The sequence below is a fragment of the Streptomyces termitum genome (assembly GCF_014650175.1).
GTDB lineage: Bacteria > Actinomycetota > Actinomycetes > Streptomycetales > Streptomycetaceae > Streptomyces > Streptomyces termitum.
Genome location: NZ_BMUL01000001.1, coordinates 322,218 through 343,222 on the forward strand (window position 1 = coordinate 322,218; position 21,005 = coordinate 343,222).

Below are 21,005 nucleotides of genomic sequence, written 5' to 3' on the forward strand. Positions count from 1 at the left end.
CTGGTGCCGCTCAACGCGCGTCCACCGCCCCTTTTCCCCTTCCCGGAGGAAGAAACCGCATGCGACACCCGCGTACGGCACGAATCCCCGCCCTCGGCGGCCTGCTCGCCCTCCTCGCCGGACTGCTCACGGTCCTCGGCACGGCCGGCACCGCCCACGCCGCCCCCCTCTTCAAGGCGCCCTTCCCCTGCGGCCAGAAATGGACCTACAGCCACCACTCCGCCGAGGTCCGCCAGGCCCTCGACTTCATCCGCTCGGACGGCGGCGCCACCGCCGGGACCCCCGTCCTGGCCTCCGCCTCCGGCACCGCCTACCGCTACTCCCAGCCGTCCGGCGCCGGGAACTACATCGTGATCGACCACGGCGGCGGCTGGCAGACCTACTACTTCCACCTCTCGGCCTACTCGGTCGCCCATGGCGAGGCCGTCTCCCAGGGCCGCCAGATCGGCACCACCGGCTCCACCGGCAACAGCTCCGGCGCCCACATCCACTACGAGCAGCTCTACAACGGCACCGGCCAGTCCATCGTGATCAACGGCGCCTCGCTCGCCCCGTACCCCGGCTCCTACGGTTCCAAGAGCCTGACCAGCGACAACGGCTGCGGCGGCGGCACTCCCACGAAGTACTGGGTGGACACCTTCGCCAACGCCACCGGCTACGCGGGCCCGAACAGCACCGACGCCCAGGGCGTCCTGAACGCGGGCACGAACTACGTCTACTGCAAGGTCTGGGGCCGGCAGATCGGCAGCGGCACCAGCTACAACCACTGGTGGCTCCGCACCGACCTCGACACCGTCTACGCCGGGAAGAACGGCCGGAACGCCTACGTCTCCGCCTACTACCTCTCCCGCTGGGGCAACGACGAGGCCCGGGACAACAACGGCACCGTGATCCGGGACTGCTGAGCACCGGGAACGGGACCGCTCCCGCCGGGCCCGCCCGAAACGGGCCCGGGAACGGGCAGGAGCCCCGCTCGTGCCGCACCTGCGGCACGGAGCGGGGCTCCTTGGGTACTGCTCTAGAAGATCGCGATCGCCACTACGGCGTTCAGATCGTGGTGACGTTCTCCGCCTGCGGACCCTTCGGGCCCTGCGTGACGTCGAAGCTCACCTGCTGGTTCTCCTCAAGCGAACGGAAGCCGTTCGCGTTGATCGCGGAGTAGTGGACGAAGACATCCGGGCCGCCGCCTTCCTGGGCGATGAAGCCAAAGCCCTTTTCAGCGTTGAACCACTTGACGGTTCCGGTAGCCATGAGCCCTCCTATGGGCCAAAGGGTCGCCCTGCTCCAGAACCTGCAAACAAGTCTGAAAACTACAAAAGCCTGCGGGTTACATGCTCCGCAGGCTCTGTACTGCAAGGGAAACCAAACTGCAACTTGCGTCGAGCGTAGCACGCAGTGCTCACGCCGCGATAGAGGGAGAGATCACGTCACCCTCATGTTTGAACCGATCCTAACGCGCTGACGGCCTCGTCGATGTCCGCCGCGATGTCCGCCGCGATGTCCCCGGCGATGTCCACGGTACGAGACGGGTCTAGCCTCGCGATGTGGACAATGCGAACGACGAGCACCAGCGCAGCCGCCCCCGGGTCGGACACATCCAGTTCCTGAACTGCCTCCCCCTCTACTGGGGCCTCGCCAGAACCGGCACCCTCCTCGACCTGGAGCTGACCAAGGACACCCCCGAGAAGCTCAGCGAGCGGCTCGTGCGCGGCGACCTCGACATCGGCCCCATCACCCTCGTGGAGTACCTCCGCCACGCCGAAGAGCTGGTCGCCCTCCCCGACATCGCCGTCGGCTGCGACGGGCCCGTCATGTCCTGCGTGATCGTCTCCCAGCGGCCCCTGGAGGAGCTGGACGGCTCCCGCGTCGCCCTCGGCTCCACCTCCCGCACCTCCGTCCGCCTCGCCCAGCTGCTGCTCTCCGAGCGGTACGGGGTCGAGCCGGCCTACTTCACCTGCCCGCCCGACCTGGGCCTGATGATGCAGGAGGCCGAGGCGGCGGTGCTGATCGGCGACGCCGCGCTGCGCGCCTCCCTGCACGACGCGCCCCGGCTCGGGCTCCAGGTCCACGACCTCGGCCTGATGTGGAAGGAGTGGACCGGGCTGCCGTTCGTCTTCGCCGTCTGGGCCGCCCGCAAGGACTACCTGGCCCGCGAGCCGGAGACCGTCCACGAGGTGCACCGGGCCTTCCTCGCCTCCCGCGACCTCTCCCTCGACGAGGTCGCCAAGGTGGCCGAACAGGCCGCCCGCTGGGAGGCATTCGACGCCGAGCTGCTGGAGCGCTACTTCCGCACCCTCGACTTCCGCTTCGGCCCGGAGCAACTCGCCGGGGTCCGGGAGTTCGCCCGCCGCACCGGACCGACGACCGGATTTCCGGCCGACGTGACCGTCGAACTGCTCCCGCCGGCCGAATAGCCGACAGGGCGTCCGGCAAAGCCCCGGACCGCCCCCCGGGAGAGTTCCGGACCAACCCCCGGGAGAGTTCGGGACCGGCCCCCGGAGGAGTTCGGGACCGGCTCCGGGAGAGTTCCGGCATTCCCCTTCGCAATTCGCGGACGACCCCCACCGCGCCTTCCCATTCGCTCCACTTGCTCCACGGGATTCGCGCGGATGAACGTTCATCCGAATTTCATGCCGGTGCCGCCCCGGGGCGGACCCCGCCCCGGGCCGCCCGCCCCGCTGACGTACGCTGGATCGGTCCGTCACAGACCCCGAAGCAATCCTCCGAAAGGGACACCGGTGACCGAGAAGGCCGATCTCCAGTCCGTTCTCGACCGCGCCGCCGCGGGTGGCCGGATCACCCCCGAGGAGGCGCTCGACCTGTACCGCTCGGCGCCCCTGCACGCGCTCGGCGCCGCCGCCGACGCGGTGCGCCGCCGCCGCTACGCCGGGACCGAGCACATCGCGACGTACATCATCGAGCGGAACATCAACTACACCAACGTGTGCGTGACGGCGTGCCGCTTCTGCGCCTTCTACGCCGCCCCCAAGGACACCGAGAAGGGCTGGACCCGCGACCTCGACGACATCCTGCGCCGCTGCGCGGAGACCGTCGAACTCGGCGGCACCCAGATCATGTTCCAGGGCGGCCACCACCCGGACTACGGCGTCGAGTACTACGAGAAGCACTTCGCCGCCATCAAGAAGGACTTCCCGCAGCTCGTCATCCACTCCCTCGGCGCCTCCGAGGTCGACCACATGGCCCGCATCTCCGGCGTCTCCGTCGAGGAGGCCGTCACCCGCATCCACGCGGCCGGCCTCGACTCCTTCGCCGGTGCCGGTGCCGAGCTGCTCCCCGAGCGCCCCCGCAAGGCCATCGCCCCCCTCAAGGAGAGCGGCGAGCGCTGGCTGGAGATCATGGAGACCGCCCACCGGCTGGGCGTCGAGTCCACCTCCACCATGCTCATGGGCACCGGCGAGACCAACGCCGAGCGCATCGAGCACCTGCGGATGATCCGCGACGCGCAGGACCGGACGGGCGGCTTCCGGGCCTTCATCCCGTACACGTACCAGCCCGAGAACAACCACCTCAAGGGTCGCACGCAGGCCACCCTCTTCGAGTACCTCCGCATGATCGCCATCGCGCGGATCTTCCTCGACAACGTCGCCCACATCCAGGGCTCCTGGCTCACCACCGGCAAGGAGGTCGGCCAGCTCTCCCTTCACTACGGCGCCGACGACCTCGGCTCGATCATGCTGGAGGAGAACGTCGTCTCCTCCGCCGGTGCCAGGCACCGCTCCAACCGCCAGGAGATCATCGACCTCATCCGCAAGGCCGGCCGCGTCCCCGCCCAGCGCTCCACCACCTACGAGCACCTCGCCGTCCACGACGACCCGGCGAACGACCCGGTCGACGAGCGCGTCGCCTCCCACATCTCCTCGGTGGCGATCGAGGGCGGCACCGCCCACCCGGAGCTCAAGCTCCTCGACGCCCGCTAGGGCCGTCGTGCTCACGCTGCACGCCGCCGAGGCGTCGCCGGAGACCGCCGTCCTGGTCGACGGCGCGCGCCTCGCCGCCGTCGGGCCGTACGAGGAACTCGCCGACGCCCACCCCGGCGCCCGGCTGCGCCGCTGGCCCGGCATCCTCACCCCCGGCCTGCTCAACCCCTACGGCCCCGAGCTCCTCGAACTGACCTACCACCCGGACCCGCGCGAGGCCGACGCGTTCGGCACCGCGCCGGTCACCGGGGAGCGGGCCCGGGAGCTCTTCCGCGCCGACCCCGCCCGGCTCGGCGCCAGCGCCCGGCGCGGGGTGCAGCGGCTCCTCGCCCACGGCACCGTCGCGCTCGCGGGCGAGCTGCGCACCCGCGCCGCCCAGGACGCCGTCCGCCGGGTCGGGCTCGCCCTCGCCGGCCGCCCGGACCGGCTCCCCGGCCCGCCCGCGCTCTCCCCGGCGCCCCTCGTCCTGCTGCCCGCCCTCGCGGCGGGCGGCCCCGCCCGCTTCGCCGTCTTCGACGTCCCCGACCGCGCCGCCCTGGTCCGCGCGGGCGCGGCGACCTGCGTGGCCACCGTCATCGGCGGCCGGCTCGTCCACCGGGCCCGCTGAGCCCCCGCACCGGACCCGCCTGCCAGAATGGGCGGGTCCGTCCCCTCCCGACCCTGCGAGGCCGAGCACCCGTGACCCGCGCATCCCTGGACAAGCAGCCGCACGAAGTCGCCTCCATGTTCGACGGCGTGGCGGCCAACTACGACCTCACCAACGACGTGCTCTCCCTCGGCCAGGACCGGCGCTGGCGCAAGGAGGCCGCCAAGGCGGTCGACGCCCGGCCCGCGCAGAAGATCCTCGACCTCGCCGCGGGCACCGCGACCTCCTCGCAGCCCTTCGCCCGCGCGGGCGCGTACGTCGTCCCCTGCGACTTCTCGCTCGGCATGCTCCGGGTCGGCAAGCGGCGCCACCCCTGGATGCCCTTCACCGCGGGCGACGGCACGAAGCTCCCCTTCCGGGACGACGTCTTCGACGCCGTCACCATCTCCTTCGGGCTGCGCAACATCCAGGACACCGAGCAGGCGCTGCGCGAGCTGTACCGGGTCACCAAGCCCGGCGGCCGGGTCGTCATCTCCGAGTTCTCCCACCCCACCTGGGCGCCCTTCCGCACCGTGTACGAGGAGTACCTGATGCGCGCCCTGCCGCCGGTCGCCCGCGCCGTCTCCTCCAACCCCGACGCGTACGTCTACCTCGCCGAGTCCATCCAGTCCTGGCCCGACCAGCCCGCCCTGGCCGCCCTGCTCCAGAAGGCCGGCTGGTCCGAGGTCGCCTGGCGCAACCTCAGCGGCGGCATCGTCGCCCTCCACCGGGGCTTCAAGCGGGCGTAGCCCGCACCCCTCCGGCCCGGCCCGCCCGGGGCGCACCCCGCACCCCGCGCCCCACTCCGCCGGTCCGGCCCGCGCCCGGGGGCGTACCCCGCCCCTCCGGTCCGGGCCGCCCGCGCCGCCCTAGACTTTCCCCGATCCCTTCGCCGACCTCCCGGGAGTTCCGCCGTGACCGAGCAGCCCCTCTCCGAGCACCGTGCAGACGTGATCGTCGTCGGGGCGGGCCCGGCCGGCTCCACCACCGCCTACTACCTGGCCAAGGCCGGACTCGACGTCCTCCTCCTGGAGAAGACCGCCTTCCCGCGCGAGAAGGTCTGCGGCGACGGCCTCACCCCGCGCGCCACCAAGCAGCTCGTCTCCATGGGCATCGACATCTCCGAAGAGGCCGGCTGGCTGCGGAACAAGGGCCTGCGGATCATCGGCGGCGGCGTCCGGCTCCAGCTCGACTGGCCCGACCTCGCCTCGTACCCGGACTACGGACTGGTCCGCAAGCGCGACGACTTCGACGAGCTGCTCGCCCGCCAGGCGCAGAAGGCCGGCGCCCGCCTGTACGAGCGCTGCAACGTCGGCGCGCCGGTCGTCGACGACCGCACCGGCCGCATCACCGGCGTGCACGCCAAGCTCGGCGAGGAGAAGCGCGAGGTCACCTTCCACGCCCCGCTCGTCGTCGCCGCCGACGGCAACTCCACCCGGCTCTCCCTCGCCATGGGCCTGCACCGCCGCGAGGACCGCCCCATGGGCGTCGCCGTCCGCACCTACTTCACCACCCCCCGGCACGACGACGACTACCTGGAGTCGTGGCTCGAACTGTGGGACAAGCGCGGCGCCGAGGACCGCCTGCTGCCCGGCTACGGCTGGATCTTCGGCATGGGCGACGGCACCTCCAACGTCGGCCTCGGCATCCTCAACTCCTCCTCCGCCTTCCGCGAGCTGGACTGGCGCGAGGTCCTCAAGGCGTGGTGCGCCTCCATGCCGGAGGACTGGGGCTTCACCCCCGACAACATGACGACCCCGATCCGGGGCGCCGCCCTCCCCATGGCCTTCAACCGTCAGCCGCACTACACCCGCGGCCTGCTCCTCGTCGGCGACGCGGGCGGCCTCGTCAACCCCTTCAACGGCGAGGGCATCGCCTACGCGATGGAGTCCGGCCAGATCGCCGCCGACGTCATCGTCCAGGCCCACGCCCGCGCCACCCCCGCCCAGCGCGAACTGGCCCTGCGGAACTACCCGCGGATCCTCAAGGACACCTACGGCGGCTACTACACGCTCGGCCGCGCCTTCGTGAAGCTCATCGGCAACCCCAAGGTCATGAAGATCGCCACCCAGCGCGGCCTGACCCACCCGGTCCTGATGAAGTTCACGCTCAAGATGCTGGCCAACCTCACCGACCCCACCGGCGGCGACGCCATGGACCGCATCATCAACGGCCTGTCGAAGGTCGCGCCGAAGGCCTGAACGCCTCCCGGTAGGCGCTCGGGGAGAGCCCGAGCGCCCGCGTGAAGTGACGGCGGAGGTTGGCGGCCGACCCGAGGCCGCTCTCCTCCCCGATCCGCTCCACCGGCAGGTCCGTCGCCTCCAGGAGCGTCTGCGCCCGCGCCACCCGCTGTCCCAGCAGCCACTGGAGCGGGGTGGTGCCGTGCGCCTCGCGCACCCGCCGGTGGAAGGTGCGCGGACTCATCCGGGCCCGGCGCGCCAGCTCCTCCACCGACAGCGGCTCCCGCAGGTGCTCCGCCGCCCAGTGCAGCACCGGCCCCAGGCTGTCCTCGTCCCGGGGCGGCACCGGCGCCGCCACCGCCTGCGGCTGCCCGCCCGGCCGGTGCGCCGGGACCACCAGCCGCCGCGCCAGCTCGCCCGCCACCGCCGCCCCCAGGTCCTTCCGTACGAGGTGGAGGCAGAGGTCCAGGCCGGCGGCGGCGCCCGCCCCGGTCAGCACCCGGTCCCCGTCGGTGTAGAGCACCGAGGCGTCCACGGTCACCCGGGGGTGGCGGGCGGCCAGCAGCGGCGCGTAGTTCGGGTGCAGGACCGCCCGGTGGCCGTCCAGCAGCCCGGCCGCCGCCAGCGCGAAGGCGCCGGTGCACATCGACACCATGCGGGCCCCCGCCGCCCCGGCCTCCCGCAGCGCCCCGACGATCTCCTCCGGCACCTCCGCCCGCCCCTCGGCCACCGCCACCGGCACCGAGGGCACCACGACGGTCGCCGCACCGGCGATCCCGTCCAGGCCGTGGGTGCCGTACGGCCCCGGGCCGCACACCCGCAACGCGTACCAGGGATCGGCGAGATCGGGGTAGGGCACCCCGAACACCATGGAGATCGTGGACAGTTCGTACTGGTCCCAGGGGGACAGGCCGCCCCGCTCGTCGGGGACGAGGACGACGGCGACCGCTCCAGCGCTCATGCTCCGACGGTACGGCACCGGACCGACACCGTGGCAGGAACCGTGCGCCGCACGGCGGTTCCGCTCCTGTCGGCGCGGCCCGCGCGCTGCGAGCGTGGAGCCATGAGCACGCAGAACACTCCAGTGACCGTCATCGGCCTCGGGCAGATGGGCGCCGCCCTCGCGGGCGCCTTCCTCGACGCCGGCCACCCCACCACCGTCTTCAACCGCACCCCCGAGAAGGCCGAGCCGCTCGTGGCGCGCGGCGCCGTCCGGGCCGCCACCGTCGCCGAGGCGGTCGCGGCGAGCGGACTCGTCGTGGTCTGCGTCCTCGACTACCCGGCGGTCCGGGACCTCCTCGGACCGGTCGCCGGCGCGCTGCGCGGCCGGACCCTGGTCAACCTCACCTCCGGCTCGCCCGAGCAGGCCCGCGAGGAGGCCGCGTGGGCCGCCGGGCACGGCGCCGGCTACCTCGACGGCGCCGTCATGACCACCCCGCCGGGCGTCGGCGACAGCGAGAGCATGATCCTCTACTCGGGCGGCCCGGAGCTGCTGGCCGGGCACCGCGCGGCCCTCGGCGTCCTCGGCGACCCGGTCGACCTGGGCGCGGACGCGGGCCTCGCCTCGCTGTACGACTCCGGGCTGCTCGGCCTGATGTGGTCGGTCTTCGGCGGCTGGCTGCACGGCACCGCGCTGACCGGGGCGGACGGGGTGCCGGCGAAGGAGTTCACGGCGGTCTCGGTGCGCTGGCTGCGCACGGTGTCGTGGTTCCTCTCCACCTACGCGGACCAGATCGACGCGGGGGAGTACCCCGGCGACGACGCCACCATCGACGTCCAGGTGGCGACGGTCGGGCACCTGCTGCACGCGGGGGAGGCGCGCGGCATCGACGGGCGGCTGCCGCGGCTGCACCTGGAGCTGATGAAGGAGGCGGTGGCGGCGGGCCACGGCGGGGACAGCTACGCCCGGGTCATCGACTCCTTCCGGAAGGCCCGCCCGTCGGAAGGGTCCGGCTCGTGACGCTTCGGGCGTGATGTCCGTACCGGCATGCGCGAAGGGCCGTCGCTCCCCCGAGGAGTGACGGCCCTTCGCGCTGCTTCCGATCCGGGGATCAGAGGATGCGGACGGCGCCCGACGGCGTGTCCCAGTCGAGCGAGCGCTCGACGACGCCGGTGGACGGGTTCTGCGCGCCGACGTACTTGCCGCCGCCGACGTAGATGGCGACGTGGTACGAGCCGCTGCGGCTGCCCCAGTAGAGGACGTCGCCCGGCTGGAGGTTGCTCAGGGAGACCAAGGTGCCCATGGAGGACTGGGAGCCGGAGACGCGCGGCAGGTCGATGTTGGCCTGGCGGTAGGCGGCCTGGACGAGGCCGGAGCAGTCCCACGAGTTGGGGCCGGTGCCGCCCCGGACGTACGCGTCGCCGACCTGGGCGCGGGCGAAGGCGACGATCGCGGCGGCGGAGCCGGTGACGGGCTTCGCGGTCTCGGAGGAGGAGCGGCTCACCGAGCCGGACGCCGAGGAGCCGGACGCGGAGGTGGCGGTGAGGGTGCTGCGGGCGCTGTCGCGGGTGGCACGGGCCTCGGCGCGGGCGCGCTCGGCCTCGGCCTTCGCCTCGGCCTCCTGGCGGGCCTTCTCGGCCTTCTCCGCGGCGGCCTTGCGGTCGGCCTCGGCCTTGGCCTTCTTGGCCTCCAGGGCGGCCTTCAGCGCGGCGGCGGACTCCTGGTCCTCCAGGGACCGGCCCATGGCCTCCTGCTGGGAGGCGTCCGCGGAGGCGGCGACGGCGGTGGCGAGGTCCGCGCCGAGCGAGCCGAGGGTGGGCATCTCGATGGTCTCGGCCACCGGCTCGGCACTGGCCGGCCCGGCAGCACCGGCGACGGCGATGGTGCCGAGGACGCCACCGGCAACTCCGGCGCGGAGCGCGAGCTTCGACGCGCTGCGGCGGGGCTTCCGGTGGCTGGGTATGTGAGCGGTGTGGGACATGGGAACAACCGCTATCAGGGCTTCAGGGTTCCCATCAAGAAACGTGGGTTGCGCCACAGTTACGACCGGAATCGTTGAATCCGCTTCACCCGAAAGAGCATTGACGGCACAAAGGGCAAAACGGTCATCGCTCATTCCGCCCTTGATCACGCGTTTTCGATGAGATGCCCGAATTGCCCTTCACCTACCACCTCTTGGGGCCGATGGCCAAGCCCCGTTCTTTTCGCGCCAAGATCACGTGACGCAGGTCACATTCGAGGCTCGTGAACGCGGGCACACGGACTCCGGCCGTCCACTTTCGTCCCGACGGCCCCCCGGACGGGCGACGCGCATGCCTATATCACCCGTCCGCGTCCACTGCCAATTTGCTTGTACTGCCCATGTCTTGATAGAGCGCCACCCGCTCCGACCAGCGATTTCCGGTCCGAATGTCACACCTGGTGATCACCTGGGCGCTTCACGCAACAAGATCACCGCTCATCCGACTTCATGATCCTTCGTCAGGTGGTGGAGATCACAAATCCGTTGGCGTACCCCGTGTCGCAGATCACAGAGGGGCGGGCTTAAGATACGCGGACGTCAGGCTTGTGAACTGCCTCACATGGGGGCGATCTTCCTGGAGGTCGCCCGCCGGGGCCGTGAGCCGGCAGTGCGGTCCAACGGTCAAGGACGACTGGAAGGAGCGAGGAGCGTGAATACGTACGCGCCCGTCCTCGTGCTCGGTGCCCTGGGTGCGGGGTTTGCGATCTTCTCCGTGGTCATGGCCACGCTAATCGGGCCAAAGCGGTACAACAGGGCAAAACTTGAGGCGTACGAGTGCGGCATCGAGCCGACCCCGACTCCCGCCGGCGGCGGGCGCTTCCCCATCAAGTACTACCTGACGGCGATGCTGTTCATCGTCTTCGACATCGAGATCGTCTTCCTCTACCCCTGGGCCGTCACCTTCGACGCCCTGGGGCTTTTCGGGCTCGTGGAGATGCTGCTCTTCGTGCTCACCGTCTTCGTCGCCTACGCCTACGTGTGGCGGCGCGGCGGCCTGGAATGGGACTGAGGGGCTGAGGAGCACCCATGGGACTCGAAGAGAAACTCCCGAGCGGCTTTCTGCTGACCACCGTCGAGCAGGCCGCGGGCTGGGTCCGGAAGGCGTCCGTCTTCCCCGCGACCTTCGGCCTCGCCTGCTGCGCCATCGAGATGATGACCACCGGCGCCGGACGCTACGACCTCGCCCGCTTCGGCATGGAGGTCTTCCGCGGCTCACCGCGCCAGGCCGACCTCATGATCGTCGCCGGCCGGGTCAGCCAGAAGATGGCCCCCGTCCTGCGGCAGGTCTACGACCAGATGCCCAACCCCAAGTGGGTCATCTCCATGGGCGTCTGCGCCTCCTCGGGCGGCATGTTCAACAACTACGCCATCGTCCAGGGCGTCGACCACATCGTCCCGGTCGACATCTACCTCCCCGGCTGCCCGCCGCGCCCCGAGATGCTGATGGACGCGATCCTCAAGCTCCACCAGAAGATCCAGGGCTCCAAGCTCGGCGTCAACGCGGAGGAGGCGGCCCGCGAGGCGGAGGAGGCCGCGCTCAAGGCGCTGCCGGTCATCGAGATGAAGGGCCTGCTCCGGTGAGCGACGAGACACCCAATCCCGAGAAGGAGCTGAGCGCGCAGAACCTGCCCGGTCAGCGCGGCGAGCACGGGGAGGAGGTCCGGCTCCAGCGCGGCATGTTCGGCGCGAACAACGGCGGCGACACCAGCGGCTACGGCGGCCTCGTCCGCTCCGTCCGCCTCCCCGGCGCCGCCACCCGCCCCTACGGCGGCTGGTTCGACGAGGTCGCCGACGAACTCGAAGGCGCCCTGGAGGAGCAGGGACTCCTCCCCGAGAACGCCATCGGGAAGACCGTCGTCGACCGCGGCGAGCTCACCTTCCACATCGAGCGCGAGCACCTCGCCCGCGTCGCCCGCACCCTCCGCGACGACCCGGCGCTCCGCTTCGAGCTCTGCACCGGCGTCTCCGGCGTCCACTACCCGGGCGACAAGGGCCGCGAGCTGCACGCCGTCTACCACCTGCGCTCGCTCACCCACGGCCGGCTGATCCGCCTGGAGGTGTCCGCCCCGGACACCGACCCGCGCATCCCCTCCCTCGTCGCCGTCTACCCGACGAACGACTGGCACGAGCGCGAGACGTACGACTTCTTCGGAATCGTCTTCGAAGGCCACCCGGCCCTCACCCGGATCATGATGCCGGACGACTGGCAGGGCCACCCGCAGCGCAAGGACTACCCCCTCGGCGGCATCGCCGTCGAGTACAAGGGCGCCCAGATCCCGGCTCCGGACCAGCGGAGGTCGTACTCGTGAGCAACACCGCATCCAACCCCCGCGAGACCACCGAAGGCTCGGTCTACACCGTCACCGGCGGCGACTGGGACGAGGTCGTGCGCTCGGCGGCCAAGGCCGACGACGAGCGCATCGTCGTCAACATGGGCCCCCAGCACCCGTCCACCCACGGCGTGCTCCGGCTCATCCTGGAGATCGACGGCGAGACCGTCACCGAGGCCCGCTGCGGCATCGGCTACCTCCACACCGGCATCGAGAAGAACCTCGAATACCGGACCTGGACGCAGGGCACCACCTTCGTCACGCGCATGGACTACCTCACCTCGTTCTACAACGAGACGGCGTACTGCCTCGGCGTGGAGAAGCTGCTCGGCATCACCGACGACGTGCCCGACCGCGCCAGCGTCATCCGGGTCCTCCTCATGGAGCTCAACCGGCTCTCCTCGCACCTCGTCTGCATCGCCACCGGCGGCATGGAGCTCGGCGCCACCACGATCATGATCTACGGCTTCCGGGACCGCGAACTGATCCTGGACCTGTACGAGCTGATCACCGGCCTGCGCATGAACCACGCCTACATCCGGCCCGGCGGCCTCGCCCAGGACCTCCCGCCCGGCGGCGTCGACGCGATCCGCGAGTTCGTGAAGACCATGAAGAAGAACCTGCCGGAGTACGACAAGCTCGCCACCGGCAACCCCATCTTCAAGGCCCGCATGCAGGACGTCGGCCACCTCGACCTCACCGGCTGCATGGCCCTCGGCGTCACCGGACCGATCCTGCGCTCCGCGGGACTCCCGCACGACCTGCGCAAGACCGACCCGTACTGCGGCTACGAGAACTACGACTTCGAGGTCCCCACCGCCGACACCTGCGACGCCTACGGCCGCTTCCTCATCCGCCTGGAGGAGATGCGCCAGTCGCTGCGGATCGTCGAGCAGTGCCTCGACCGGCTCGAACCCGGACCGGTCATGGTCGGCGACAAGAAGATCGCCTGGCCCGCGCAGCTCGCCCTCGGCCCCGACGGCCTCGGCAACTCCCTCGACCACATCAAGAAGATCATGGGCACCTCCATGGAGGCCCTGATCCACCACTTCAAGCTGGTCACCGAGGGCTTCCGGGTCCCGGCCGGCCAGGCGTACGCGGCCGTCGAGTCCCCCAAGGGCGAACTCGGCGTGCACGTCGCCTCCGACGGCGGCACCCGCCCCTACCGGGTCCACTTCCGCGACCCGTCCTTCACCAACCTCCAGGCCATGGCCGCGATGTGCGAGGGCGGCCAGGTCGCCGACGTCATCGTCGCCGTCGCCTCCATCGACCCCGTGATGGGAGGCGTCGACCGATGACCGACAACGTCAGCCTGGGGATGCCCCAGCTCCCCGCCCCCGCCTACCCGGCCGACGTCCGGGCCCGGCTGGAGGAGGACGCGAAGGCGATCATCGACCGCTACCCCGGCTCCCGCTCCGCGCTCCTGCCGATGCTGCACCTCGTGCAGGCGGAGGAGGGCCACGTGACCCGTACCGGCATGCGGTTCTGCGCCGACGTGCTCGGCCTCACCACCGCCGAGGTCACCGCCGTCGCCACCTTCTACACCATGTACCGCCGCCGGCCGTCCGGCGACTACCAGGTCGGCGTCTGCACCAACACCCTCTGCGCCGTCATGGGCGGCGACGCCATCTACGAGGAGCTCAAGGAGCACCTCGGCGTCGACGACAAGGGCACCACCGACGACGGCAAGATCACCCTTGAGCACATCGAGTGCAACGCCGCCTGCGACTTCGCCCCCGTCGTGATGGTCAACTGGGAGTTCTTCGACAACCAGACCCCCGAGTCGGCCCGGAAGATGGTCGACGACCTGCGCGCCGGCCGCACCGTCGAACCCACCCGCGGCGCCCCCCTGTGCACCTTCAAGGAGACCGCGCGGATCCTCGCCGGCTTCCCCGACGAGCGCCCCGGCGCGGTCGCCGCCACCGGCGGCGCCGGCCCCGCCTCCCTCGTCGGACTCCGCCTCGCCAAGGGCGAGACCCCGCAGCAGACCCGGATCGTCCACCCGCGCGGCGAATCAGCCGGTCAGGAGGGAGAGTGATGACCTTGGCCGCCGAGATCAACTCCAGCAGCCCCGAGAAGCTCCTGTCCCCCGTCCTCTCCGCCTTCTGGGACCAGCCCGACTCCTGGACCCTGGAGACGTACGAGCGCCACGACGGCTACCGGGGCCTGCGCAAGGCCCTCGCGATGAGCCCCGACGACCTCATCGCCTACGTCAAGGAATCCGGCCTCCGCGGACGCGGCGGCGCCGGCTTCCCCACCGGCATGAAGTGGCAGTTCATCCCGCAGGGCGACGGCAAGCCGCACTACCTCGTCGTCAACGCCGACGAGTCCGAGCCCGGCACCTGCAAGGACATCCCGCTCCTCTTCGCCAACCCGCACTCCCTCATCGAGGGCATCGTGATCGCCTGCTACGCGATCCGCTCCAGCCACGCCTTCATCTACCTGCGCGGCGAGGTCGTCCCCGTCCTGCGCCGCCTCCACGAGGCCGTCCGCGAGGCGTACGCCGCCGGATACCTCGGCACGAACGTCCTCGGCAGCGGCCTCGACGTCGAACTCACCGTGCACGCGGGCGCGGGCGCCTACATCTGCGGCGAGGAGACCGCCCTCCTCGACTCCCTCGAAGGCCGCCGCGGCCAGCCCCGGCTCCGGCCGCCCTTCCCCGCCGTCGCCGGCCTCTACGCCTGCCCCACCGTGGTGAACAACGTCGAGTCCATCGCGTCCGTTCCCGCCATCCTCCACCGGGGCAAGGACTGGTTCACCTCCATGGGCAGCGAGAAGTCCCCCGGCTTCACGCTCTACTCGCTCAGCGGGCACGTCGCCTCGCCCGGCCAGTACGAGGCCCCCCTCGGCATCACCCTGCGCCAGCTCCTCGACATGAGCGGCGGCATGCGGCCCGGCCACCGCCTCAAGTTCTGGACCCCCGGCGGCTCCTCCACCCCCATGTTCACCGACGAGCACCTCGACGTCCCCCTCGACTACGAGGGCGTCGGCGCCGCCGGCTCCATGCTCGGCACCAAGGCGCTCCAGTGCTTCGACGAGACCACCTGCGTGGTCCGCGCCGTCACCCGCTGGACCGAGTTCTACGCGCACGAGTCCTGCGGCAAGTGCACCCCCTGCCGCGAGGGCACCTACTGGCTCGTCCAGCTCATGCGCGACATCGAGGCGGGCGAGGGGGAGATGGCCGACCTCGACAAGCTGGCCGACATCGCCGACAACATCAACGGCAAGTCGTTCTGCGCCCTCGGCGACGGCGCCGCCTCGCCGATCTTCTCCTCCCTCAAGTACTTCCGCGAGGAGTACGAGCAGCACATCACGGGCAAGGGCTGCCCCTTCGACCCGGCCAAGTCGACCGCCTGGGCGGACAACCACAAGGAGGTGACCGCATGACCGTCACCGAGTCCACCCCGGCGGGGGGCGGCTCCCCGGCCGTACCGCCGGAAGACCTGGTCACGCTGACCATCGACGGCGCCGAGATCTCCGTCCCCAAGGGGACCCTGGTCATCCGCGCCGCCGAACAGCTCGGCATCGAGATCCCCCGCTTCTGCGACCACCCCCTCCTCGACCCGGCCGGCGCCTGCCGCCAGTGCATCGTCGAGGTCGAGGGCCAGCGCAAGCCGATGGCCTCCTGCACCATCACCTGCACCGACGGCATGGTCGTCCGCTCGCAGCTGACCTCCCCGGTCGCCGAGAAGGCCCAGCACGGCGTGATGGAGCTGCTGCTCATCAACCACCCGCTGGACTGCCCGGTCTGCGACAAGGGCGGCGAGTGCCCGCTCCAGAACCAGGCCATGTCCCACGGGCAGGCCGACTCCCGCTTCGAGGGCGTCAAGCGCACCTACGAGAAGCCGGTCAACATCTCCACCCAGGTCCTCCTCGACCGCGAGCGGTGCGTCCTGTGCGCCCGCTGCACCCGCTTCTCCAACCAGGTCGCCGGCGACCCGATGATCGAACTCATCGAGCGCGGCGCCCTCCAGCAGGTCGGCACCGGCGAGGGCGACCCCTTCGAGTCGTACTTCTCCGGCAACACCATCCAGATCTGCCCGGTCGGCGCCCTCACCTCCGCCGCCTACCGCTTCCGCTCCCGCCCCTTCGACCTCGTCTCGTCGCCCTCGGTGTGCGAGCACTGCGCCGGCGGCTGCGCCACCCGCACCGACCACCGGCGCGGCAAGGTCATGCGCCGCCTCGCGCAGAACGACCCCGAGGTCAACGAGGAGTGGATCTGCGACAAGGGCCGGTTCGGCTTCCGGTACGCGCAGCAGCGCGACCGGCTGACCACCCCCCTCGTCCGCAACGCCGACGGGGTCCTCGAACCGGCCTCCTGGCCCGAGGCCCTCGAAGCCGCCGCCCGCGGCCTCGTCCGCGGCCGCACCGGCGTCCTGCCCGGCGGCCGGCTCACCGTCGAGGACGCGTACGCCTACGCCAAGTTCGCCCGCGTCGCCCTCGACACCCACGACGTCGACTTCCGGGCCCGGATCCACTCCGGCGAGGAGGCCGACTTCCTCGCCGCGCACGTCGCCGGACGCGGCCGCGACCTTGGGGGCACCTCCCTGTTCGAGCGAAGCCGAGAACTTGGGGGAGGCACCGGGCTCACCTACACCTCGCTCGAAGCCGCGCCCACGGTGCTGCTCGTCGGCCTGGAGTCCGAGGAGGAGGCGCCCGGCGTCTTCCTGAGGCTCCGCAAGGCCTGGCGCAAGCACGGCCAGCGGACGTACGCCGTCGCCTCCCACGCCACCCGCGGCCTGGAGAAGACCGGCGGCACCCTGCTGCCCGCCGCCCCCGGCACCGAGACCGAATGGCTCGACGCCCTCACCTCCCGCGTCGGCCTCGACCCCACCGGCTGGGCCGCCGCCGACGCCCTGCGCGAGGACGGCGCCGTCATCGCCGTCGGCGAGCGCCTCGCCGGGGTCCCCGGCGCGCTCACCGCCGCCCTGCGCGCCTCCGCCGCCACCGGCGCGACGCTCGTGTGGATCCCGCGGCGGGCCGGCGAGCGCGGCGCGATCGAGGCCGGCGCCCTGCCGAGCCTGCTGCCCGGCGGCCGGCCCGCGACCGACCCGCGCGCCCGCGAGGAGGTCGCCGCCGCCTGGGGCGTCCGCGAACTCCCGCACGGCTACGGTCGCGACACCGGCCAGATCCTGGAGGCCGCCGCCGGCGGCGAGATCGCCGCCCTGCTCGTCGGCGGCGTCGGGATCGACGACCTGCCCGACCCCGAGCGGGCCCGCGAAGCCCTCGACGCGGCCTTCGTCGTCTCCCTGGAACTGCGGCCCGGCGACGTCACCGACCGCGCCGACGTCGTCCTCCCGGTCGCCGCCGTCGCCGAGAAGCCCGGCACCTTCCTCACCTGGGAGGGCCGCGTCCGGATGTTCGAGGCCGCGCTCAAGCCCGAGCAGATGACCCGCCCGCTCGCCCCCGGCGACGCGCGCGTCCTGCACATGCTCGCCGACGCCCTCGACGTCCACCTCGCCCTCCCCGACCTCGCCTCGGCCCGGCGCGAGATGGACCGGCTCGGCCGCTGGCGCGAGGAGCGGGCCTCCGAGCCCACCACCCACGCCATCCCGGCCTCCCGGCCCGGCGACGGCGAGGCCGTCCTCGCCGGCCACCGGCTGCTGCTCGACCTCGGCCGCCTCCAGGAGGGCGACACCGCCCTGGCCGGCACCCGCCACGCGGCGGTCGCCCGGCTCTCCGCCGCCACCGCCGCCGACACCGGCGTCAAGGACGGCGACCTGCTGGAGGTCTCCGGCCCGGACGGCACGACCGCCCTCCCGCTGGCCGTCACCGCCATGCCCGACCGGGTCGTCTGGCTCCCGCTGAACTCGACCGGCCGCGGCGTCCTCGCCGACACCGGCGCCCGCCCCGGCGACCTGGTCCGCATCGGCCCGGCCACCCCGAAGGAGGCGCAGGCGTGAACACGCCCCTCGCCGCGGAAGACCTCTCCATGTTCGGCACGGACCCCTGGTGGCTCGTCGTCGTCAAGGCCGTCTTCTGCTTCGCGTTCCTCATGGTCACCGTGCTGTTCTCCATCGTGTGGGAACGCAAGGTGGTCGCCTGGATGCAGCTGCGCGTCGGCCCCAACCGGCACGGCCCCTGGGGCCTCCTCCAGTCCCTCGCGGACGGCGTCAAACTGATGCTGAAGGAGGACGTGATCGTCAAGCGCGCCGACAAGGCCGTCTACGTCCTCGCGCCGATCGTCGCCGCCATCCCCGCCTTCATGGCCATCGCCGTCATCCCCTTCGGACCGGCCGGCAACGAGGTGTCGATCTTCGGCCAGCGCACCACGATGCAGCTCACCGACCTGCCGATCGCGATGCTCTACATCCTCGCGGTCGCCTCCGTCGGCATCTACGGCATCGTGCTCGCCGGCTGGTCGTCCGGCTCCACCTACCCGCTCCTCGGCGGCCTGCGCTCCTGCGCCCAGATGATCTCGTACGAGATCGCCATGGGCGCCGCCTTCGCCTCCGTCTTCCTCTACTCCGGCTCGATGTCCACCTCGGCCATCGTCGAGGCCCAGCACGACCGCTGGTTCATCGTCCTGCTGCCGGTCTCCTTCCTCATCTACATCGTGACGATGGTCGGCGAGACCAACCGCGCCCCCTTCGACATGCCGGAGTCCGAGGGCGACCTCGTCGGCGGCTTCAACACCGAGTACTCCTCCATCAAGTTCGCGCTGTTCATGCTCGCCGAGTACGTGAACATGGTGACGGTCTCCGCCGTGTCGGTGACCCTCTTCCTCGGCGGCTGGCGCGCCCCCTACCCGATCAGCACCTTCTGGGAGGGCGCCAACCACGGCTGGTGGCCCATGCTGTGGTTCGTCCTCAAGGTGCAGCTCCTCCTCTTCTTCTTCATCTGGCTGCGCGGCACCCTCCCCCGGGTCCGCTACGACCAGCTGATGAAGCTCGGCTGGAAGGTCCTCATCCCGGTCTCCGTGGTCTGGCTGATGCTGGTCGCCACCGTCCGGGCGCTGCGCAACGAGAACATCGCCTTCACCAACATCGTGCTGTACGTGGCCGGTGCCGTCCTCGTGGTGCTGCTCCTCTCCTTCCTCGCCGACCTCTTCCGCGACCGCAAGGCGAAGGACGGGGCGGCCGGGCCCGCCGCCGAACGGGACTTCGACCCGATGGCCGGAGGCTTCCCCGTACCGCCCAAGCCCGGACAGACCCTGCCGCCCGTGCCCCGGCGCGGGCCCCGCCGCCCGCGGGACCTCGTTGTCAGTGGCGGCCCCGATACTGCTACCGAGAGTGATGAGAGGGGGACGGATCGTGTCTGACTTCCAGAATCCGGTGGCCGGCTTCGGCGTGACCTTCAAGGCCATGTTCAAGAAGCGGCTGACCGAGCAGTACCCGGAGCAGAAGAAGACGACGGCACCCCGCTTCCACGGCCGGCACCAGCTCAACCGCCACCCCGACGGGCTGGAGAAGTGCGTCGGCTGCGAGCTGTGCGCCTGGGCCTGTCCGGCCGACGCCATCTACGTGGAGGGCGCCGACAACACGGACGAGGAGCGCTACTCGCCCGGCGAGCGGTACGGCCGCGTCTACCAGATCAACTACGCCCGCTGCATCCTGTGCGGGCTGTGCATCGAGGCGTGCCCCACCCGGGCGCTCACGATGACCAACGAGTTCGAACTGGCCGACTCCTCCCGCGAGAACCTCATCTACACCAAGGAGCAGCTGCTCGCCGGGCTCGACGAGCGGATGGTCGACACCCCGCACGCGATCTTCCCCGGCATGACCGAGCAGGACTACTACCGGGGCCTGGTCACCGAGGTCGCGCCCGGCACCGAGCGCCAGGTCGCCGTCTCCAAGGGCGAGACCCCCGAACCGGAAGGGGCGGAGGCATGAGCGCGCTCGCCGCCTACGCCACCTCCACCGGCGAGGCGTTCCAGTTCTGGATCCTCGGCACCGTCGCCGTCATCGGCGCCCTGTGCACGATCCTCATGCGCAAGGCCGTGCACAGCGCCCTGTGCCTGGCCGGCACCATGATCATCCTCGCGGTCTTCTACCTGGCCAACGGGGCGTACTTCCTCGGCATCGTCCAGATCGTCGTCTACACCGGCGCGATCATGATGCTCTTCCTCTTCGTGGTCATGCTGGTCGGCGTCACCGCCGCCGACTCCGTCAAGGAGACCATCAAGGGCCAGCGCTGGTGGGCCGCCGCCTGCGGCCTCGGCTTCGGCGTCCTCCTCTTCGCCGGCATCGGCAACGCCTCGCTCGACGAGTTCACCGGCCTCGGCGCGGCCAACACCGCCCACGGCGGAAACGTCGAGGGCCTGGCCACCCTCATCTTCACCAAGTACGTCTTCGCCTTCGAGATCACCGGCGCCCTCCTGATCACCGCCTCCGTCGGCGCCATGGTCCTCACCCACCGGGAGCGCACCGAGCGCGCCCGCACCCAGCGCGAGCTGGCCGAGCGGCGCGTCCGCGAGGGCAAGCACCTGCCGCCGCTCCCCGCCCCCGGCGTCTACGCCCGGCACAACGCGGTGGACGTCCCCGGTCTGCTGCCCGACGGCACCCCCTCCGAGCTCACCGTCATCTCCACCCTGCGCGAGCGGGGCCAGGTGCGGGACGTCTCGGCGGAGGCGCTCGCCGATCTCAAGGCGCTGGAGCAGCGCTCCGCGGAGCGCCTGGGACGCGGCCGCGACGAGGCCCGCGAAGGAAAGGAGGCCACCCGGTGAATCCCGTCAACTACCTGTACCTCGCCGCCCTGCTGTTCACCATCGGCGCGGTCGGCGTACTGATCCGGCGGAACGCGATCGTGGTCTTCATGTGCGTCGAGCTGATGCTCAACGCCTGCAACCTCGCGTTCGTCACCTTCTCCCGCATGCACGGCAACCTCGACGGCCAGATCATCGCCTTCTTCACGATGGTCGTCGCCGCCGCGGAGGTCGTCGTCGGGCTCGCGATCATCGTGTCCGTCTTCCGATCGCGCCACTCGGCCTCGGTCGACGACGCCAGCCTGATGAAGCTGTGAGGGGCTGA

General features: G+C 71.3%; 21 protein-coding genes. 18 read left to right on the forward strand and 3 right to left on the reverse strand.

Annotated elements, in window-relative coordinates:
• The first annotated feature begins 59 nt into the window (after positions 1-59).
• Positions 60-905, forward strand: a complete 846-nt coding sequence (locus tag IE219_RS01520; protein WP_189974587.1) for a M23 family metallopeptidase — start codon at positions 60-62, stop codon at positions 903-905.
• Between the two features lie 142 nt (positions 906-1,047).
• Here IE219_RS01520 and IE219_RS01525 read toward each other — a convergent pair whose 3' ends face one another.
• Positions 1,048-1,251, reverse strand: a complete 204-nt coding sequence (locus IE219_RS01525) for a cold-shock protein (RefSeq protein ID WP_043227793.1) — start codon at positions 1,249-1,251, stop codon at positions 1,048-1,050.
• Positions 1,252-1,544: 293 nt separating this feature from the next.
• On the opposite strand from IE219_RS01525, the gene IE219_RS01530 reads away from it, so the two are divergent.
• From IE219_RS01530 to IE219_RS01550, 5 genes are all read left to right on the forward strand, one after another.
• The gene (locus IE219_RS01530; RefSeq protein WP_189974589.1) at positions 1,545-2,414 is read left to right on the forward strand and encodes a menaquinone biosynthetic enzyme MqnA/MqnD family protein; all 870 of its coding nucleotides are present in this window, start codon (positions 1,545-1,547) and stop codon (positions 2,412-2,414) included.
• 324 nt (positions 2,415-2,738) lie between these two features.
• The gene (gene mqnC, locus IE219_RS01535) at positions 2,739-3,938 is read left to right on the forward strand and encodes a cyclic dehypoxanthinyl futalosine synthase (RefSeq protein ID WP_189974591.1); all 1,200 of its coding nucleotides are present in this window, start codon (positions 2,739-2,741) and stop codon (positions 3,936-3,938) included.
• Between the two features lie 7 nt (positions 3,939-3,945).
• Positions 3,946-4,545, forward strand: coding sequence for an imidazolonepropionase-like domain-containing protein (locus IE219_RS01540; protein WP_189974593.1), 600 nt, complete (start codon positions 3,946-3,948; stop codon positions 4,543-4,545).
• Between the two features lie 71 nt (positions 4,546-4,616).
• Positions 4,617-5,312 (forward strand): demethylmenaquinone methyltransferase, encoded by a 696-nt coding sequence (locus tag IE219_RS01545; RefSeq protein ID WP_189974596.1) that lies wholly within the window; start codon positions 4,617-4,619, stop codon positions 5,310-5,312.
• A 165-nt stretch (positions 5,313-5,477) separates the two neighbouring features.
• A complete protein-coding gene (locus tag IE219_RS01550) occupies positions 5,478-6,764 on the forward strand; it encodes a geranylgeranyl reductase family protein (protein ID WP_189974597.1) in 1,287 nt (428 codons plus the stop codon).
• Here IE219_RS01550 and IE219_RS01555 read toward each other — a convergent pair.
• A complete protein-coding gene (locus IE219_RS01555; RefSeq protein WP_189974600.1) occupies positions 6,730-7,704 on the reverse strand; it encodes a helix-turn-helix domain-containing protein in 975 nt (324 codons plus the stop codon). The two genes, IE219_RS01550 and IE219_RS01555, sit on opposite strands and share 35 nt — an antisense overlap.
• A 102-nt stretch (positions 7,705-7,806) precedes the next feature.
• Between IE219_RS01555 and IE219_RS01560 the strand changes: the two genes are divergently transcribed.
• Entirely contained in the window at positions 7,807-8,703 is an 897-nt protein-coding gene (locus IE219_RS01560) for an NAD(P)-dependent oxidoreductase (protein ID WP_189974601.1), read from the forward strand.
• A 91-nt stretch (positions 8,704-8,794) separates the two neighbouring features.
• Here IE219_RS01560 and IE219_RS01565 read toward each other — a convergent pair whose 3' ends face one another.
• Positions 8,795-9,664, reverse strand: coding sequence for a C40 family peptidase (locus IE219_RS01565; protein WP_189974603.1), 870 nt, complete (start codon positions 9,662-9,664; stop codon positions 8,795-8,797).
• A gap of 691 nt (positions 9,665-10,355) precedes the next feature.
• Here IE219_RS01565 and IE219_RS01570 point away from each other — a divergent pair.
• From IE219_RS01570 to nuoK, 11 genes are read left to right on the forward strand one after another with little or no spacing between them, the layout of a single operon-like run.
• A complete protein-coding gene (locus IE219_RS01570) occupies positions 10,356-10,715 on the forward strand; it encodes an NADH-quinone oxidoreductase subunit A (protein WP_189974605.1) in 360 nt (119 codons plus the stop codon).
• 17 nt (positions 10,716-10,732) lie between these two features.
• Complete coding sequence (locus IE219_RS01575) at positions 10,733-11,287, forward strand: NuoB/complex I 20 kDa subunit family protein (protein WP_189974607.1); 555 nt, start codon at positions 10,733-10,735, stop codon at positions 11,285-11,287.
• The gene (locus tag IE219_RS01580; protein ID WP_189974609.1) at positions 11,284-12,015 is read left to right on the forward strand and encodes an NADH-quinone oxidoreductase subunit C; all 732 of its coding nucleotides are present in this window, start codon (positions 11,284-11,286) and stop codon (positions 12,013-12,015) included. The genes IE219_RS01575 and IE219_RS01580 overlap by 4 nt, the downstream gene beginning before the upstream one ends.
• Entirely contained in the window at positions 12,012-13,334 is a 1,323-nt protein-coding gene (locus tag IE219_RS01585) for an NADH-quinone oxidoreductase subunit D (protein WP_189974611.1), read from the forward strand. Before IE219_RS01580 ends, IE219_RS01585 begins: the two co-directional genes overlap by 4 nt.
• Positions 13,331-14,074, forward strand: coding sequence for an NADH-quinone oxidoreductase subunit NuoE (gene nuoE / locus IE219_RS01590; protein WP_189974613.1), 744 nt, complete (start codon positions 13,331-13,333; stop codon positions 14,072-14,074). Before IE219_RS01585 ends, nuoE begins: the two co-directional genes overlap by 4 nt.
• Positions 14,074-15,423 (forward strand): NADH-quinone oxidoreductase subunit NuoF, encoded by a 1,350-nt coding sequence (gene nuoF, locus IE219_RS01595; RefSeq protein ID WP_189974615.1) that lies wholly within the window; start codon positions 14,074-14,076, stop codon positions 15,421-15,423. The genes nuoE and nuoF overlap by 1 nt, the downstream gene beginning before the upstream one ends.
• Positions 15,420-17,939 (forward strand): NADH-quinone oxidoreductase subunit G, encoded by a 2,520-nt coding sequence (locus IE219_RS01600; RefSeq protein WP_189974626.1) that lies wholly within the window; start codon positions 15,420-15,422, stop codon positions 17,937-17,939. The genes nuoF and IE219_RS01600 overlap by 4 nt, the downstream gene beginning before the upstream one ends.
• Positions 17,940-17,968: 29 nt before the next feature.
• The gene (gene nuoH / locus IE219_RS01605) at positions 17,969-19,297 is read left to right on the forward strand and encodes an NADH-quinone oxidoreductase subunit NuoH (protein ID WP_229849558.1); all 1,329 of its coding nucleotides are present in this window, start codon (positions 17,969-17,971) and stop codon (positions 19,295-19,297) included.
• On the forward strand, positions 19,272-19,868 hold the full coding sequence (nuoI, locus tag IE219_RS01610) for an NADH-quinone oxidoreductase subunit NuoI (RefSeq protein ID WP_189974630.1): 597 nt from the start codon (positions 19,272-19,274) through the stop codon (positions 19,866-19,868). Before nuoH ends, nuoI begins: the two co-directional genes overlap by 26 nt.
• A complete protein-coding gene (locus IE219_RS01615) occupies positions 19,865-20,701 on the forward strand; it encodes an NADH-quinone oxidoreductase subunit J (protein ID WP_189974632.1) in 837 nt (278 codons plus the stop codon). Before nuoI ends, IE219_RS01615 begins: the two co-directional genes overlap by 4 nt.
• Positions 20,698-20,997: an NADH-quinone oxidoreductase subunit NuoK gene (gene nuoK, locus IE219_RS01620; protein WP_043227770.1), complete on the forward strand. Its 300-nt coding sequence runs from the start codon at positions 20,698-20,700 to the stop codon at positions 20,995-20,997. Before IE219_RS01615 ends, nuoK begins: the two co-directional genes overlap by 4 nt.
• Positions 20,998-21,005 lie beyond the last annotated feature (8 nt).

Excerpts from the sequence above, each read along its gene's own strand:
- nuoI (WP_189974630.1), top strand. The coding sequence starts at position 19,272 with ATGAGAGGGGGACGGATCGTGTCTGACTTCCAGAATCCGGTGGCCGGC.
- IE219_RS01575 (WP_189974607.1), top strand. The coding sequence starts at position 10,733 with ATGGGACTCGAAGAGAAACTCCCGAGCGGCTTTCTGCTGACCACCGTC.
- IE219_RS01565 (WP_189974603.1), bottom strand. The coding sequence starts at position 9,664 with ATGTCCCACACCGCTCACATACCCAGCCACCGGAAGCCCCGCCGCAGC.
- IE219_RS01560 (WP_189974601.1), top strand. The coding sequence starts at position 7,807 with ATGAGCACGCAGAACACTCCAGTGACCGTCATCGGCCTCGGGCAGATG.
- IE219_RS01520 (WP_189974587.1), top strand. The coding sequence starts at position 60 with ATGCGACACCCGCGTACGGCACGAATCCCCGCCCTCGGCGGCCTGCTC.
- IE219_RS01615 (WP_189974632.1), top strand. The coding sequence starts at position 19,865 with ATGAGCGCGCTCGCCGCCTACGCCACCTCCACCGGCGAGGCGTTCCAG.
- IE219_RS01525 (WP_043227793.1), bottom strand. The coding sequence starts at position 1,251 with ATGGCTACCGGAACCGTCAAGTGGTTCAACGCTGAAAAGGGCTTTGGC.
- nuoE (WP_189974613.1), top strand. The coding sequence starts at position 13,331 with ATGACCGACAACGTCAGCCTGGGGATGCCCCAGCTCCCCGCCCCCGCC.
- IE219_RS01600 (WP_189974626.1), top strand. The coding sequence starts at position 15,420 with ATGACCGTCACCGAGTCCACCCCGGCGGGGGGCGGCTCCCCGGCCGTA.
- nuoH (WP_229849558.1), top strand. The coding sequence starts at position 17,969 with ATGTTCGGCACGGACCCCTGGTGGCTCGTCGTCGTCAAGGCCGTCTTC.
- IE219_RS01555 (WP_189974600.1), bottom strand. The coding sequence starts at position 7,704 with ATGAGCGCTGGAGCGGTCGCCGTCGTCCTCGTCCCCGACGAGCGGGGC.
- nuoF (WP_189974615.1), top strand. The coding sequence starts at position 14,074 with ATGACCTTGGCCGCCGAGATCAACTCCAGCAGCCCCGAGAAGCTCCTG.